Here is a 14721-nt window from a genome sequence, read left to right as displayed (position 1 = left end):
CGTCCGTCAGGCGGCACCGTTTGCGGTGCCGCAGGGGCGGAGTGTCTTCAGCAGGTCTTGTAGGATTCGCAGGCGCCGCCGGTCGGCTCCACCACCACGGTTCCCATTGCCGTGGTCACACCGGCGAGACCGAGCACGAGACCGAAAAACAAAGCAATCCGCACAGCCATCGAATGTCTCCCGTTGCCCCGGCGCGGTGACGGCTCTACCGTCCGGCAGTCGCTTGCGCCTGGCTCAAGCTATCCTGATCCTGCCGAGGCCGTTGTGACGGCAACCACAGGACGTTTGAAGGATCAGCGCGTGGCGCGAAGCATTTGCCGAATCGGCCGGGTCCAGCCCGGTCGTCACTCTGCCGGGCCGAAGTTGGGAAACCGTTAATCGTGAATCATTGGCAAATCAAAGCCCGTTTCTCACCCGACGGCACTTCGCATCGAGGCTGTTGCAGGACTGCCGCACTGCACAAGCGGGGGGCGGAATGAGCGAGGTTCTTTTCTACCATCTGACCCGCCAGCCGCTGGAGCAGGCGCTGCCCGGGCTGCTGGAAACCTGTCTTGGCAGGGGCTGGCGCTGCGTCGTGCAGGCCGGCTCGCGCGAGCGCTGCGAGGCGCTCGATTCGTGGCTTTGGACCTATCGCGACGACGCCTTCCTGCCGCACGGTACGGCCGCCGACGGGCATGGCGAGGCGCAGCCGGTCTACCTGACCGATGGCGAGGAGAACCCGAACGGCGCGGTGGTGCGCTTTCTCGTCGACCGGGCTGCTCCGCCGGACCTCACTCCCTATCAGCGCGGGGTCTTCCTGTTCGACGGACAGGATCCGGACGCGGTCGCCGACGCCCGGCGGCACTGGAAGGCGATGAAGGAGGCAGGGCACGACATCACCTATTGGCAGCAGAACGAAGCGGGCCGATGGGAGAAGAAGGCATGAGCGGGGACAAGCCCGACAAGGCGGGTTTCATGGACCGGCGGGATGCGGCGCGCGAGCGGCTCGACGGGCTGTTCGGCGCCAAGGGCGGCAAGCGTGAGGACCGCTCGGCCTGGTTCGATGCGGTCTACGAGACGGCCGGGGATGATGCGGCGGCCGTGCCCTGGGCGGACCTGGCTCCCAAGGCGGAGCTGGTCGACTGGCTGGCGGCGCATCCGGGCGATGGGCAGCTGGCCGTCGATGTCGGCTGCGGGCTCGGCGACAATGCCGAGGCGCTGGCGCAGGCCGGCTATCGCACCACCGGTTTCGACCTGTCGCCAAAGGCGGTGGCGTGGGCGCGGCAGCGCTTCCCGCAAAGTGCTGTCGACTACCGTGCCGCCGACCTGTTCGACCTGCCGGCGGACTGGCTCGGCCGTTTCGATCTCGTGCACGAGTGCTACACGCTGCAGGCACTCTCCGGCGATCTGCGCGAGCGGGCCTTTGCCGCCGTCGCCTCCCTCGTTGCGCCGGGCGGCAGGCTCCTGGTGCTGACACGCACAGCACCCGAAGGCAGCACGCCCGACGGGCCGCCCTGGCCGCTTGCACCGTCCGAACTGGGCCGCTTTTCATCGCTCGGACTGCAGCGCATCGAGCACCACCCCTACGATATCCGCAAGGGGGAGCGCGTCATTGCGCATGTCCGCGACGTCTGGCTGCGGGTGGGGTGAAGCGAACCCCGGCTATTACATGACGCGCGGGCGATCCCGCGAGACACCCAGGATCTGGATCATGTTATCGCTCGCGAGCTGCCTGGCGGACGCATCGAAGGTCCAGAATTCCGAGGCTGCATCGCATTGAGAAAGGGTCGATAGGGTCTCGTCCGGGATCGCGGCCTGCTTGTCGGCTTGCACGTCCAGACTTGCCAAAGCCTCGGAGGGGCCGGCAATGGCTTCCTCGCCGTTTTGCGTCTTGCCTGCGACAACCAGCAACGCGCTGGGCAGATCGTGACATTTCACGAAAGCCGTTGCGCCCGGTTGCTGTGCATCGTCCGGGTCGGCGATCCTGAAACCTTCGAGATCGGGGCTGTAGACCCAGTGCCGCGCCTGGAGGCTGGGCTGCGAGGTGCCGGGTAACGAGGCGCAGACTTCGGCCGTCGGCAGGATGCTGTTTGCCGGGATGACCTCCGCATCCTTCGCTCCGCAGGGCCGGAACGAGACATCGAGGGTGCCCTGGATAGGCGTGACCTCGCCAAGCGGATTGTCGCCGTCCTTTCGCACTCCGTGACCGAAGGGGGTGGCGGTGGCGAAGACGATGGCGTCGTCGGCCGCTGCGGACTTCACCATCGCGACCTTCAATTCTTGCCAGGAAAGGTGGGTCGCCGTGTCCATGTCCTGGGCACCGGCAATCGACAAGGCGGACAGGACGGCGATAGCGGCTGCGACTGTGGCGGCTTTCACGGCTAACCTCCGGGTTCGCGGTTGCAGAACGGCATGTCGTGCCACGCGTCATCCGCACAGGGATTGAGGCGTCTTATGGGGAGATAGCGGTCCGAGGCTACGACATGGGACAGCAGGAAGCCCTCTTTCGCGATGACGCAAAGGGCGAAGGACCGCTCGGGCGTTGCAAGCACATGTTTGATGGTGGCCTGATCCAGACACCGGGAAAGGCGCAGCCGCTGCTGCACGCTCAGCCTGTTCTCCAGCAACGCCAATGAACTTCGAGGAATGACGATCGCGTTGGCCTCGTGCCACACGCGTTGGGCGGCTATTCTTGCCGTTTCTTCGGCGCTTGTCTTGATCGCGATGAACACGGTCAGGCTGGCAACGAGCACGGCTCCTGCGACCAGGAAGTGCATCGGGAAGCCGCTTGAAACGAGCTGCCTCTGCCTGACTTGCCACAAGACAACGGCACCGCCCATAAGCACCAACAGGACAACCGCCAGCTTCCAGAGAAAGCCCGCATGCGTGAAGACGGTGTAGGAGTGGGCGACGATCGTGGCGAGCGGCGCGTCGACCTCGTGAATGGAGATCGAAAAGGCGCTCAGATAGGCATCGAGATAGGCAATCCCGGCGAAATATCCGAGCGCCAGCGGAACCGCGACAAGACACGCGTCGAGCAGCGAGCGGGCAAGATCTCGGTCCTTGGGCGGGTCCGGCGGGACGTCCCGCTCGCCGGAAGATCCCGAAAGCCAAAGCAGATTGTTGGTTGTGCCGAACTCGAACGACGGCCTTTCCCGGTCCCCCATGAGCTATCCGCCCGCTTTTTTCGATCGGGCAACGGTAGATACATCCAGGGATTGTGTCCAGGGAAGGCTCTTGCCAGGCGTTGAGCCGGGCATGCCGACCGTTTGCCGCGCCCATTGCCTCGTCCTTCAAGGATGCGAGCAAGCCGGCGCTTTTGCGACAGCACCAAGGATCAAGTGCCTGAGCGTATGAATCAAGTTAAGGAGAAAGGCTTGGACGAGCGAACCATCGGGTTCGCTCGGGCGTTCGGTTGGCAGTGGGCGCCCGGAGGGGCGTGAAATGATTTCGGTGGACGGCGTAGATCGCGGGAGGTGGATTGAGCATAATGGGACAGGACAAGGCTCGAGGCGGTGCGTTGCCGCAGTCGGACACCCGTCCACTGGTTACCCGCGGCCAGATCTGGTCGATTTCGGCAGCGACCGGCCTCTTCCTTGCCGTTGCCCTGGGGCTGGTGCTCATCGTGTCGCATGTGGTTCTCTCCATGCGGCATACGGCGAACGAGATCGACGACCAGCGCGCGGTTTCCGCTGCAGCGGCTGCGGTCGCGACGCTCGAGCGCGGCCTGTCTATGGTGGTGCGCGACAACTCCTTGTGGGACGAGGGGTATGCAGCGGTACGCTCCAGAAAGGGCGTGGACTGGATCCGCCAGACCTGGGGCGACCCGACCGCGAACTATCCGCTCTACGACGGCCTGGTCGTGTTCCGCCCCGATCTGACGGTGATCGCCGCCTATGAAAAGGGGGCGCCTTTCTCTCCCTCTGGCGAAGTGGGTCGGTTGATTGCCGAGCAGGCGAGGCGTGCGCAGGCCATCCACGTGCCGGTCACGGCCTTCATGTCGATGGGCGGGGAGATCGTTTCCACGGCTGCCATGACGATCCAGCCTTTCGCGGGGCCTGTCGCCGACGCGCCCATCCTGTTCCTGTTCAAGGCGATCGACGAGGAGACCATCTCGGCCATCGCCAGCGACTACCAGATCGCAGGACTCGCGCTTGCTCCCACAAGAGCGGGCGACAAGCTCAATCTCGCGTTGGAGGACCCCTCCGGCCGGGTCCTCGGCTATCTCACCTGGCCGAGCCGGAGGCCGGGCGACCAGGCGTTCGAAAGCCATCGCTCGCTGCTGGTCCTGGCCGGTGCGACGCTGGTCGTGTTCTTCCTCATGGTGCTGGCGGCCGGCTTTATCGAATCGCTGCGCTTGCGCCGAATCGCGGCTGCCGCCGAATACGAGGCCAAGCGCGACACGCTGACGGGCACGCTCAACCGCAGCGGCTTTCTCGAGGTGCTCGAAAAGCTGGCGGCGGAGGCCTCTCCCTCACGTCCGCTGGCTCTGCACATGCTGGACCTCGACGGCTTCAAGCAGGTCAACGACACATGGGGGCATGCCGTCGGCGATCTGCTGATCGCCGCTGTGGCGGTGCGGCTCGCGGGCTTCGGCAATCACTTCGTCGCGGCCGGCCGGCTCGGCGGCGACGAGTTCGCGTTGGCACAGATCCATGACACGCCACCGGACGTGCTGGCGCAGCAGGTCATCGAGGCCTTTTCGCTTCCCTTTACCGTCGGGCGCTACCAATTGCAGGTTACGGCAAGTATCGGGCATGCCTCGACCCGCGAGCCGATCGATCCGGCAGAGCTGATGCGGCGGGCGGATGTGGCGATGTACCGGGCCAAGGCCGAGGGCAAGTTCCGGGCGCTGGAATATCATCCGCAGATGGAGCCGGCCGGGGACGGGCAGGGCAGCTAGCTGCGGTGTGCCGGTCTCGTCCGATCACCTCAATCGCGAAAGCAGCGTCTGCAACTCTCCCAGATGCGCCACCTGGTGAAAGCGGTCGCGGCCAGCCGGCATGTCGGCGTGTTCCAGCGCCCAGGTGATCTCGTAGGGTACATGGACGCCATGGCTGCCGGCATCGAGCGCCGGCACGACGTCCGACTTCAGCGAGTTGCCGACCATCATCGCCCGGGCCGCGCCGTCGCCATGGCGCGAGAACAGCGTGCGGTAGGTCTCGGCGGTCTTTTCCGGCACGATCTCGACCGCATCGAAATGGTCGCCGAGCCCGGATTCGGCCACCTTGCGCTCCTGGTCGAACAGGTCGCCCTTGGTGATCAGCACAAGACGGAAATTGCCTTTCAAGGCCTGCAGCGTCTCTTCCACGTGGGGAAGCGGCTCCACGGGATGGGAAAGCATGTTGCGGCCGGCGTCCAGGATCTCGCCGATCACCGAGGCGGGGGCCTTTCCTTCCGTGACCTCGATGGCCGTCTCGATCATCGACAGGGTGAAGCCCTTCACCCCATAGCCGTAGAGGCGCAGGTTGCGCCGCTCCGCCGCCAGCAGGCGCTCCGTCAGGTTGTCCCTGTCGCTGTAGTCGGCGAGCAGGTCGGTGAAGCGCTCTTCCGTCAGGCGGAAATTGCGCTCGTTGTGCCAGAGCGTGTCGTCGGCATCGAAGCCGATGGTCGTCAGCGTCGCCATTGTGCCTCCTCGTGCGGGCTTCAGCCGCCTTCCAGTTCCGCCGAGAGCTCCAGCCACTGCTCTTCGGTACGCACCAGCTTCTTTTCCAGGTACGCGCGCTCCTTGGCGAACTTCGTCGCCCGCTCCGCATCCTTGCGGAAGAAGTCCGGATCGGCGAGAGCCACGTCGAGCTTGCCGATCTTCTCCTGAAGGCGCGCGATCTCCTTTTCCGCCACCTGGATTTCCTTGCGCAGCGGTGCCTGCCGGGCACGCCGGTCGGCGGCCTCGCGGCGCTTTTCCTGGGCCGTGCGATCGTCCTCGGTCTCGGTCGCTGCAGCGTTCTTCGCCGCTTCCCGGCCGTTGTTCCGCTCGCCCTTGTCCTTCTGCAGGACCAGGCGGCGATAGTCCTCCATGTCGCCGTCGAAACTGCGCACGCCGCCATCCGCGACAAGCCAGAGCCGGTCGGCGCAGGCCTCGACCAGATGGCGGTCGTGCGAGATCAGGATCACTGCGCCGTCGAACTCGTTGACCGCGTGGATCAGCGCTTCGCGGCTCTCGATGTCGAGATGGTTCGTCGGCTCGTCGAGGATCAACAGGTGCGGCCCCTCGAAGGTGGCAAGGCCGAGCAGCAGGCGCGCCTTCTCGCCGCCCGACAGGTCACGCGCCGGGGTCTCCATCCGGCTCGTCGGCAGGCCGAAACGGGCGACGCGGGCGCGCACCTTGGCCTCCGGCGCATCCGGCATCAGCCGGCGCACATGCGCGACCGGGCTTTCCGCCGGCATCAGCTCGTCGAGCTGGTGCTGGGCGAAGAAGGCGACCTTCAGCTTGGCGGCCTTGGTGATCTCGCCGGACTGGCGCTCCAGCCGCCCGGCGATCAGCTTGGCGAAGGTCGACTTGCCGTTGCCGTTGGAGCCGAGCAGGGCAATGCGGTCGTCATTGTCGATGTTGAGCGACAGCCGCGACAGGATGGTCGTGTCGCCATAGCCGACGGCGACGTTTTCCAGCCGGATGATCGGCGGGGCGAGGCGCCCGTCCGGATCGGGAAAGGAGATCGGCAGCGCGTCGGTTTCCACCACCGCGGCGATGGGCTCCATCTTCTCCAGCATCTTCAGCCGCGACTGTGCCTGGCGTGCCTTGGTCGCCTTGGCGCGGAAGCGGTCGACGAAAGCCTGCATGTGCTTGCGCTGGGCTTCCTGCTTCTCGCGGTTCTTCTCCTGCAGCAGCAGCGACTCGCGGCGCTGGCGGTCGAAACTGTCGTAACCGCCGCGATAGAAGGTCAGCTTGAGCTGGTCGAGATGGACGATGGAATCGACCGCCTTATTGAGCAGGTCGCGGTCGTGGCTGATCAGCAGCACCTGGTGCGGGTAGCGGGCAATGTAGCTTTCCAGCCAGAGCGTGCCTTCCAGGTCGAGATAGTTGGTCGGCTCGTCGAGCAGCAGCAGGTCCGGCTCGGAGAACAGCACGGCCGCCAGCGCGACGCGCATGCGCCAGCCGCCGGAAAAGGACGAGCAGGGGCGGGCCTGCGCCTCGGCATCGAAGCCGAGACCGGCAAGGATGCGGGCCGCCCGCGCTTCCGCCGTGTGGGCGTCGATATCGGCAAGGCGGGTGTGGATCTCGGCGATGCGCAGCGGGTCCGTCGCTGTCTCCGCCTCCTCCAGCAGGCTGGCGCGCTCGGTATCGGCGGCCAGCACCACCTCCACCAGCGTCTGCTCGGTGCCCGGCGCCTCCTGCGCCACCTGGCCGATGCGCAGGCCCTTGGGCACGCGGATCTCGCCGCTTTCGGGCGCGCTATCGCCGGTGATCAGGCGGAAGAGTGTGGACTTGCCGGCGCCGTTGCGGCCGATGAAGCCGGTCTTGGCGCCCGAGGGCAGCATGACGCTCGCCCGCTCGAGAAGCGTGCGTCCGGCAATCCTGTAGGTGAGGTCTGTGATCTGCAGCATGGGCGGATCAATGGCCGGAAATGCGAGGCGGCGCAAGAGGGTGGGCAGTCGCCAGGCAAGCCCGGCGAAAGGCCGATTGCGGGCCGGCGCGCACGCAGCCTAGGATGGAATGCGATCTGTTCCAGAAGAGGGGAAACAGTCATGTGCGTTCCAGGATGCCAGGAAGTCGTTGCCCGCCGGCTGAGCCGCCGCGGCTTGCTCAAGGGACTTGTGGGGACGACGGCGGGAGCCGCCGTCTTCGCCGCCTTTCCGCCGCCGCGCGCGGCCCATGCGGCCGATGTCTCGTTCACCCGCGCCGTCGATCTGACCCATGCGCTGGGCGAGGATTTCCCCACCTTCTTCGGCAAGCCGCAGCTGCGGATGGAGCGGACCGCGGAGTTCTCCAAGGACGGCTTCAACATGTACCAGTGGCATCTCGACGAGCACACCGGCACGCATCTCGATGCACCTCTGCACTTTTCAGCAGACGGGGTCGGGGCGGACGAGATCCCCATGGACCAGCTGATCGTCCCGCTGGCGGTCGTCGACATTCGCGAGAAGGCGGCGGCCGATCCCGATCACCAGCTCTCGGTCGACGATCTCAAGGCGTTCGAGGCGACGCATGGCGATGTGCCGGCGGGAGGCTGCGTCGCGATGAATTCCGGCTGGGCGCAGCATGTGGCGAGCGAGCGGTATCGCAATGCCGATGCCGAGGGCGCCATGCACTTCCCCGGCTTTTCCAAGGAGGCCTGCCTCTACCTGATGGAGAAGGGGGTGGTCGGCATCGCCGTCGACACGCTGTCTCTCGACCACGGCGCCTCCAGGACCTTCGACACGCACTACACCTGGCTGCCGTCCGGTCGCTGGGGGCTGGAATGCCTTGCCGGCCTCGACGAGGTGCCGGCAACGGGGGCGACACTGGTCGTCGGTGCGCCGAAGATCAAGGGCGCGACGGGTGGCCCGAGCCGGGTGTTCGCGCTGGTCTGATCGGCCTTCGTGCTACGCGAGAAACGAAAAACCCCCGGCGGATGACGCCGGGGGTTTCCTGTCTTTGCGGAAGATCGCTTGGCCGGAGCCTTGCGGATCAGACCGAGTAGTACATGTCGTACTCGACCGGATGCGGGGTCATCTCGTACCGCATGTTCTCTTCCATCTTCAGCTCGATGTAGGCGTCGATCTGGTCGTCGTCCATGACGCCACCGGCCTTCAGGAACTCGCGGTCGGCGTCGAGCGACTCCAGAGCCTCGCGGAGCGAACCGCAGACGGTCGGGATTTCCTTCAGTTCCTCCGGCGGCAGGTCGTAGAGGTTCTTGTCCATCGCGTCGCCCGGGTGGATCTTGTTCTTGATGCCGTCCAGGCCGGCCATCAGCATCGACGCGAAAGCGAGATACGGGTTGGCTGCCGGATCCGGGAAGCGGACCTCGACGCGCTTCGCCTTCGGGGAAGAGGTGAAGGGAATGCGGCAGGAGGCCGAGCGGTTGCGCGACGAGTAGGCCAGCAGCACCGGAGCCTCGTAGCCCGGGACCAGACGCTTGTAGGAGTTGGTCGACGGGTTGGTGAAGGCGTTCAGGGCCTTGGCGTGCTTCAGGATGCCGCCGATGTAGTACAGGCAGCTCTCCGACAGGTCCGCATACTGGTTGCCGGCGAAGACGGGCTTGCCGTCCTTCCAGATCGACTGGTGCACGTGCATGCCGGTGCCGTTGTCGCCGAAGACCGGCTTCGGCATGAAGGTCGCGGTCTTGCCGTAGGCGTGGGCGACCTGGTGCACGACGTACTTGTAGATCTGCATCTTGTCGGCATTGCGGGTCAGCGTGTCGAACTTGATGCCGAGCTCATGCTGGGCAGCCGCCACCTCGTGGTGGTGCTTCTCGACGGTGACGCCCATCTCGGTCAGGACCGTCAGCATCTCGGAACGGATGTCCTGGCAGCTGTCGATCGGGGGAACCGGGAAGTAGCCGCCCTTGGTGCGCGGACGGTGGCCGAGGTTGCCCGTCTCGTACTCGGAGCCCATGTTCGACGGCAGCTCCATGCTGTCGATCCTGAAGCCCGTGTTGTACGGGTCGGCCGAGAAACGCACGTCGTCGAAGATGAAGAACTCGGCTTCCGGGCCGACATACACGGTGTCGCCGATGCCGAGCGAGCTGACATAGGCTTCGGCCTTCTTGGCCGTCGTGCGCGGGTCGCGGTTGTAAGCCTCGCCGGAGACCGGGTCGATGATGTCGCAGATGATCGAGATGGTCGACTGGGCGAAGAACGGATCGACATGGACGGTGTCCGGGTCGAGCACGAGCGTCATGTCGGACTCGTTGATCGCCTTCCAGCCGGCGATGGAGGAGCCGTCGAAGGCGACGCCTTCAGCGAACATGTCCTCATCGACCAGACCTGCGTCCATGGTCACGTGCTGCAGCTTGCCGCGCGGATCGGAGAACCGCAGGTCGACGAACTTGATGTCCTTGTCCTTGATCTGCTTGAGAATGTCGCTGGCGCTCGTCATTTAAGATTTTCCCTGTTTTCCTTGGGGTAGGTCCCGTTAGGGTTCTTGCTCATGGGCCTCCCTGGACAGTCCGCTTCGGGACCTGCCGGGCTGCCCGGAAATTTCGGCCGGAAATCCGGCCAGAGCCTCAGATCGCGTCGGTGCCGGTCTCGCCGGTCCGGATGCGAACGGCCTCCTCGATGGTGGAGACGAAGATCTTGCCGTCGCCGATGCGCCCGGTCTGGGCGGCATTGCGGATCGCCTCGACCGCCTTGTCGACGAGGTCGTCGGTCAGCACGATCTCGACCTTCACCTTGGGAAGGAAGTCGACCACGTATTCGGCGCCGCGATAGAGCTCGGTATGGCCCTTCTGGCGGCCGAAGCCCTTGGCCTCGGTCACGGTGATGCCCTGAAGGCCAACCTCCTGGAGAGCCTCCTTGACCTCATCGAGCTTGAACGGCTTGATAATTGCCTCGATTTTTTTCATCGCCTCCGCCACTTCGCGTCATTCGGTTTCGAAATGCCGGCCGTTCCGGGCCTGTGCCATCCCCTGACTAGCATGCCCCATGCCAAGTTTGCTTGCCGAAAAAAGAGCCTGCAAATCGGGCAATTCCAGCAGGGTTTTCCGGGCTGTCCGGGGTCCGGCGTCGAAGAGGTGATTAAATACTGTGCGGCTTGAACAATAAATAGGCGAATCTGGGGGCGCGAAATCCACCTTGATGGGGTGAGGGGGTCGCCCGACGGTGCCTAGATCCTGACGTTTTCGCCCAATCTGCAGGCAGTCCCGGGCACCTGAGCGTCCGAAACCGGCTTGCGTGCCTGCGGCAATCGGCGAAACTCGATCCCGGGCGGGCGGTTCCGTGCGGGAGCGTGCCGCGCATTTCGAGACTGGGAACGACAGGGAGATACGGATGCGGATCGAGGCGCTCGACCACCTGGTCCTGACGGTTGCGGATATCGACGAGACCGTCGGCTTCTATTGCGGCGTGCTGGGCATGGAGGAGGTGGTGTTCGGCGGCGGCCGGCGGGCGCTGCATTTCGGCGCGCAGAAGATCAACCTGCACAAGGCGGGAGCCGAGTTTTCTCCGGCCGCGCGCAAGCCGACGGCCGGGTCGGGCGACCTCTGCTTTCTCGTGTCCTCGCTCGAGGCCGCGATTGCGCGGCTCAGGGAGACGGGCGTGACGATCGAAGAGGGGCCCGTTTCGCGCACCGGTGCCCAGTCGCCGCTGCGCTCCGTTTATATACGCGATCCCGACGGCAACCTGATCGAGCTGTCCGAGCCGCAGGCGGTTGTGATCGCCGGAGGTGGTGCTTGATCGAACTCCTGACGCCGACCGAGATGGGGCGGGCGGATGCGCTCGCCATCGCCGGCGGGGTGCCCGGAATCGACCTGATGCGGCGCGCAGGGGTGGCGGTCGCCGATGCCTGCAGCCGCATGGCTGGCCACTCCGGCCAGGTCCTGGTGCTGGCCGGTCCCGGCAACAACGGCGGCGACGGATTCGTTGCCGCGAGGGTGCTGCGCCAGCGCGGCTACCGCGTCGAGCTGCTGCTGCTCGGCGATCCCGACCGGTTGTCGGGTGATGCGGCGCTCGCCTTTTCCGAGATGCAGGCGGCTGGCCTGACTGCCGGCATCCTTTCGCGGGACACACTGGGCCGTGTGCCGGGTCAGGCGTCGGTGGTGATCGACGCGCTGTTCGGGGCAGGGCTCGCGCGCCCCATCGAGGGTATTGCGGGCGAGGCCATCGAGCGGGTGAACGCATCTGGCCTGCCGGTGCTGGCCGTCGACCTGCCCTCCGGCGTGAACGGGGCGAGCGGCGAGGCGATGGGGCCGGCAATCCGCGCCAGCCGGACGGTGACATTCTTCCGCCTGAAACCGGGCCACCTGCTGTTGCCGGGGCGTCTGCTTGCCGGCCGGGTGGAGCTCGCCGATATCGGTATTCCGGCTTCTGTCCTGGGCGAGGTGCACGGCGGCGAGCAGGGGAAGACCTGGCGCAACGATCCGGCGCTGTGGGGGGCGGGGCTGCACCCGCCGCGGCTCGACGGGCACAAATATGCGCGTGGGCATGCGGTGGTGGTGTCGGGACCGGCCCTGTCCACCGGCGCGGCGCGGCTGGCCGCCGGTGCTGCGCTCAGGGCCGGAGCCGGGCTCGTGACCGTGGCGACGCCGCCTTCCGCCGCACTGGTCAATGCCAGCCATCTGACGGCGGTGATGGTGCGCTCCTTCCGCGGGAGCGAGGGGCTTGCCGAGATGTTGGCCGACCGACGCCTCAATGCGATTGCGCTGGGGCCGGGTGCCGGTGTCGGGGACGAGACGCGGGCGCTTGCGCTGACCTGTCTTTCCGGCGAGCGGGCGGTGCTGCTCGATGCCGACGTGATCACATCCTTTTCCGGACAGGCCGATGAACTGGCCGGTGCCATCTCGGGTCGTTCGGGAGCAAGGGCCGGCGATGTCGTGCTGACGCCGCATGACGGGGAGTTCGCGCGTCTCTTTGGGGAGAGTGCCGGCGAGGGCTCGCGGCTTGCCCGGGCGCGAGCCGGAGCAAGGGCCAGCGGGGCTGTCGTGGTTCTGAAGGGGGCGGATACGGTCGTCGCAGCGCCGGACGGGCGCGCGGCGATCAACGACAATGCGCCGGCCTGGCTTGCCACGGCCGGCTCCGGCGACGTGCTGTCGGGCATCGTCGCCGGCCTGCTGGCGCAGGGGCTGGACGGCTTCCATGCGGCCTGTGCGGGCGTGTGGCTGCACGGGCGCGCGGGCGTGCTGGCAGGGCCGGCGCTGACGGCGGAGGATCTTGAGCCGGCTCTGCGCCAGGCGCTGGCGGAGTTCTTTTCCGGGACGGCGTGAGCGGGGCTGGGCGCGCATCCCAGATTGCGCTGTACAGCCTGAGCAGGAGGCCCGTTTTTTCTTTGACCCTGCCGGGCGGGGTGCTATAGAGGCCGCGCCTTGACTTCGGGCGCTTTAAGGCACGTCGCGGGCGTGGTGGAACTGGTAGACACGCCAGATTTAGGTTCTGGTGGCGCAAGCCGTGGGGGTTCAAGTCCCTCCGCCCGCACCACCTCAGGCCTTGGGCGATGAACTCCTGTTTTGGCAGCGAATCCGGTCAAGCAAGCCCAACCGGGCCACACAATCACAAGAGCAGTCGGAAAGACGTTCTCGATCTAGGACGAAGCACACGACCATGCAGGTAACCGAAACGCTGGCCGAGGGGCTGAAACGCGAACTGAAAGTCGTCATTCCGGCGTCTGAGCTTGCTAGCCGCCTCGATACGTACCTTGACGACCTCAAGGACAAGGTGAAGATCAAGGGCTTCCGGCCGGGCAAGGTGCCGGCTGCGCACCTGAAGCGCCTCTATGGGCGCCAGGCGACCGCCGAGATCCTCAATGAGCTCCTGAACGAGACCACCCGCAAGGCGGTCGAGGAGCGCAACGAGAAGCCGGCGCTGCAGCCCGAGATCGATCTGCCGGACGGCGATGCCGAGGCGATCCTGTCGGGATCTGCCGACATCTCGTTCAAGATGAGCTACGACATCCTGCCGGAGTTCGAGCTGATCGACTTCAAGACGGTCGAGATCGAGCGTCCGGTCGTCGAGATCTCCGATGCCGAGATCGACGAGCAGATCGCCCAGATCGCCGACAGCAACAAGCCGTTCGAGACCAAGGACGGCGCGGCCGAAGAGGGCGACCGCGTCCTCATGAGCTATCTCGGCAAGCTGGACGGCACGCCGTTCGACGGCGGTGCCGACGAGAACGGCCAGCTGGTGCTCGGCTCCAAGCAGTTCATCCCGGGCTTCGAGGAGCAGCTCGCCGGTCTGAAGGCCGGTGACGAGAAGGTCATCGAGGTGTCCTTCCCCGAGGACTATCCGGCCAAGCACCTGGCCGGCAAGGCCGTCACCTTCGACATCGTCGTCAAGGAAGTGCAGGCTCCGGGCGAGGTGAAGATCGATGACGACTTCGCCAAGGGCCTGGGCCTCGAGGGTCTCGACAAGCTGAAGGAGATCATCCGCGGCCAGATCGAGAGCCAGTACGGCGCGATGACCCGCCAGAAGGTGAAGCGTCAGCTTCTCGACAAGCTGGACGAGGTCTACACGTTCGATCTGCCCGAGCGTCTGGTGCAGTCCGAGTTCGACGGCGTGTGGCGCCAGGTCGAGCAGGACATGCAGCGCTCCGGCAAGTCCTTCGAGGACGAAGAGACGACCGAGGAAGAGGCTCGCGGCGAGTATCGCAAGATCGCCGAGCGCCGGGTGCGTCTCGGCCTGGTGCTTTCCGAGGTCGGCGAGCAGAACCAGGTCAAGGTGACCGACGAAGAGGTGCAGCGCGCCCTCTACGACAAGGTTCGCCAGTTCCCGGGCCAGGAGAAGCAGGTCTTCGACTTCTACCGCAGCAACCCGACGGCGCTCGCCAGCCTGCAGGCGCCGATCTACGAGGAGAAGGTCGTCGACTACATCCTCGAGCTGGCCAAGGTCACCGACAAGTCGGTCACCAAGGACGAGCTGATGGCGGAAGACGAGGACGAGGGCTGATCCTCGTTCCCGACATGACGGTTTGACGGACCGGCCCCGGATGACCTCCGGGGCCGGATTCGCGAGGAAGGCAGCCTTGATCCTTGCGTTTTTTAACCCTTGTCCACGACCCGTCAGCACCTATCTTCCGATACGAGGCGACATCCCTTATGAATGGGTGTCGCTTTTTTCGACTCAAGACCGAGACCGAGACCGTTCCCGGCCGCTGATGAGCGGCAAACCGATTGA

Annotated in this window: 14 protein-coding genes and 1 tRNA gene; 8 read left to right on the top strand and 7 right to left on the bottom strand. The window is 65.7% G+C overall.

Annotated elements, in window-relative coordinates:
• Positions 1-47: 47 nt before the first annotated feature.
• Positions 48-170: a hypothetical protein gene (locus tag GH266_RS23590; protein WP_266102542.1), complete on the bottom strand. Its 123-nt coding sequence runs from the start codon at positions 168-170 to the stop codon at positions 48-50.
• Between the two features lie 305 nt (positions 171-475).
• Between GH266_RS23590 and GH266_RS02980 the strand changes: the two genes are divergently transcribed.
• Complete coding sequence (locus GH266_RS02980) at positions 476-925, top strand: DNA polymerase III subunit chi (protein ID WP_158192567.1); 450 nt, start codon at positions 476-478, stop codon at positions 923-925.
• Positions 922-1629 (top strand): class I SAM-dependent methyltransferase, encoded by a 708-nt coding sequence (locus tag GH266_RS02975; protein WP_158192566.1) that lies wholly within the window; start codon positions 922-924, stop codon positions 1627-1629. Before GH266_RS02980 ends, GH266_RS02975 begins: the two co-directional genes overlap by 4 nt.
• A gap of 15 nt (positions 1630-1644) precedes the next feature.
• Here GH266_RS02975 and GH266_RS02970 read toward each other — a convergent pair whose 3' ends face one another.
• Positions 1645-2358 carry a hypothetical protein gene (locus GH266_RS02970; RefSeq protein WP_158192565.1) on the bottom strand — a complete coding sequence of 238 codons (714 nt, stop codon included), beginning with the start codon at positions 2356-2358 and terminating at the stop codon, positions 1645-1647.
• Positions 2359-2360: 2 nt separating this feature from the next.
• On the bottom strand, positions 2361-3146 hold the full coding sequence (locus GH266_RS02965) for a hypothetical protein (protein WP_158192564.1): 786 nt from the start codon (positions 3144-3146) through the stop codon (positions 2361-2363).
• 323 nt (positions 3147-3469) lie between these two features.
• Here GH266_RS02965 and GH266_RS02960 point away from each other — a divergent pair, with 323 nt between their 5' ends.
• Positions 3470-4882, top strand: coding sequence for a GGDEF domain-containing protein (locus tag GH266_RS02960; protein ID WP_244953868.1), 1413 nt, complete (start codon positions 3470-3472; stop codon positions 4880-4882).
• Between the two features lie 24 nt (positions 4883-4906).
• On the opposite strand, the gene GH266_RS02955 is transcribed toward GH266_RS02960, so the two are convergent.
• Both GH266_RS02955 and GH266_RS02950 read right to left on the bottom strand, forming a co-directional pair.
• On the bottom strand, positions 4907-5605 hold the full coding sequence (locus tag GH266_RS02955) for an HAD family hydrolase (protein WP_158192562.1): 699 nt from the start codon (positions 5603-5605) through the stop codon (positions 4907-4909).
• Positions 5606-5625: 20 nt separating this feature from the next.
• Entirely contained in the window at positions 5626-7524 is a 1899-nt protein-coding gene (locus tag GH266_RS02950; protein ID WP_158192561.1) for an ABC-F family ATP-binding cassette domain-containing protein, read from the bottom strand.
• 141 nt (positions 7525-7665) lie between these two features.
• Here GH266_RS02950 and GH266_RS02945 point away from each other — a divergent pair, with 141 nt between their 5' ends.
• A complete protein-coding gene (locus GH266_RS02945; RefSeq protein WP_158192560.1) occupies positions 7666-8490 on the top strand; it encodes a cyclase family protein in 825 nt (274 codons plus the stop codon).
• Positions 8491-8587: 97 nt separating this feature from the next.
• Here GH266_RS02945 and glnA read toward each other — a convergent pair whose 3' ends face one another.
• Entirely contained in the window at positions 8588-9997 is a 1410-nt protein-coding gene (glnA, locus tag GH266_RS02940) for a type I glutamate--ammonia ligase (RefSeq protein WP_120267688.1), read from the bottom strand.
• A 127-nt stretch (positions 9998-10124) separates the two neighbouring features.
• The gene (locus tag GH266_RS02935) at positions 10125-10463 is read right to left on the bottom strand and encodes a P-II family nitrogen regulator (RefSeq protein WP_067218098.1); all 339 of its coding nucleotides are present in this window, start codon (positions 10461-10463) and stop codon (positions 10125-10127) included.
• Between the two features lie 424 nt (positions 10464-10887).
• Here GH266_RS02935 and GH266_RS02930 point away from each other — a divergent pair, with 424 nt between their 5' ends.
• From GH266_RS02930 to tig, 4 genes are all read left to right on the top strand, one after another.
• Positions 10888-11292: a VOC family protein gene (locus GH266_RS02930; protein ID WP_158192559.1), complete on the top strand. Its 405-nt coding sequence runs from the start codon at positions 10888-10890 to the stop codon at positions 11290-11292.
• Complete coding sequence (locus tag GH266_RS02925; protein WP_158196018.1) at positions 11292-12818, top strand: NAD(P)H-hydrate dehydratase; 1527 nt, start codon at positions 11292-11294, stop codon at positions 12816-12818. Before GH266_RS02930 ends, GH266_RS02925 begins: the two co-directional genes overlap by 1 nt.
• Before the next feature lie 126 nt (positions 12819-12944).
• Positions 12945-13029: transfer RNA gene (locus tag GH266_RS02920), tRNA-Leu, on the top strand.
• A gap of 123 nt (positions 13030-13152) precedes the next feature.
• Positions 13153-14493, top strand: a complete 1341-nt coding sequence (gene tig / locus GH266_RS02915; protein WP_158192558.1) for a trigger factor — start codon at positions 13153-13155, stop codon at positions 14491-14493.
• The last annotated feature ends 228 nt before the right edge of the window (positions 14494-14721 follow it).

It is taken from the genome of Stappia indica (genome assembly GCF_009789575.1).
Taxonomy (GTDB): domain Bacteria; phylum Pseudomonadota; class Alphaproteobacteria; order Rhizobiales; family Stappiaceae; genus Stappia; species Stappia indica_A.
Note: the sequence above shows the minus strand (reverse complement) of the source record. Positions and strands in the feature narration are given on the sequence as shown.

What these genes read in the sequence shown, in the direction of transcription:
- GH266_RS23590 (WP_266102542.1), bottom strand. Translation starts at nt 170, where the DNA reads ATGGCTGTGCGGATTGCTTTGTTTTTCGGTCTCGTGCTCGGTCTCGCC.
- GH266_RS02980 (WP_158192567.1), top strand. Translation starts at nt 476, where the DNA reads ATGAGCGAGGTTCTTTTCTACCATCTGACCCGCCAGCCGCTGGAGCAG.
- GH266_RS02975 (WP_158192566.1), top strand. Translation starts at nt 922, where the DNA reads ATGAGCGGGGACAAGCCCGACAAGGCGGGTTTCATGGACCGGCGGGAT.
- GH266_RS02965 (WP_158192564.1), bottom strand. Translation starts at nt 3,146, where the DNA reads ATGGGGGACCGGGAAAGGCCGTCGTTCGAGTTCGGCACAACCAACAAT.
- GH266_RS02960 (WP_244953868.1), top strand. Translation starts at nt 3,470, where the DNA reads ATGGGACAGGACAAGGCTCGAGGCGGTGCGTTGCCGCAGTCGGACACC.
- GH266_RS02955 (WP_158192562.1), bottom strand. Translation starts at nt 5,605, where the DNA reads ATGGCGACGCTGACGACCATCGGCTTCGATGCCGACGACACGCTCTGG.
- GH266_RS02950 (WP_158192561.1), bottom strand. Translation starts at nt 7,524, where the DNA reads ATGCTGCAGATCACAGACCTCACCTACAGGATTGCCGGACGCACGCTT.
- GH266_RS02945 (WP_158192560.1), top strand. Translation starts at nt 7,666, where the DNA reads ATGTGCGTTCCAGGATGCCAGGAAGTCGTTGCCCGCCGGCTGAGCCGC.
- glnA (WP_120267688.1), bottom strand. Translation starts at nt 9,997, where the DNA reads ATGACGAGCGCCAGCGACATTCTCAAGCAGATCAAGGACAAGGACATC.
- GH266_RS02935 (WP_067218098.1), bottom strand. Translation starts at nt 10,463, where the DNA reads ATGAAAAAAATCGAGGCAATTATCAAGCCGTTCAAGCTCGATGAGGTC.
- GH266_RS02930 (WP_158192559.1), top strand. Translation starts at nt 10,888, where the DNA reads ATGCGGATCGAGGCGCTCGACCACCTGGTCCTGACGGTTGCGGATATC.
- tig (WP_158192558.1), top strand. Translation starts at nt 13,153, where the DNA reads ATGCAGGTAACCGAAACGCTGGCCGAGGGGCTGAAACGCGAACTGAAA.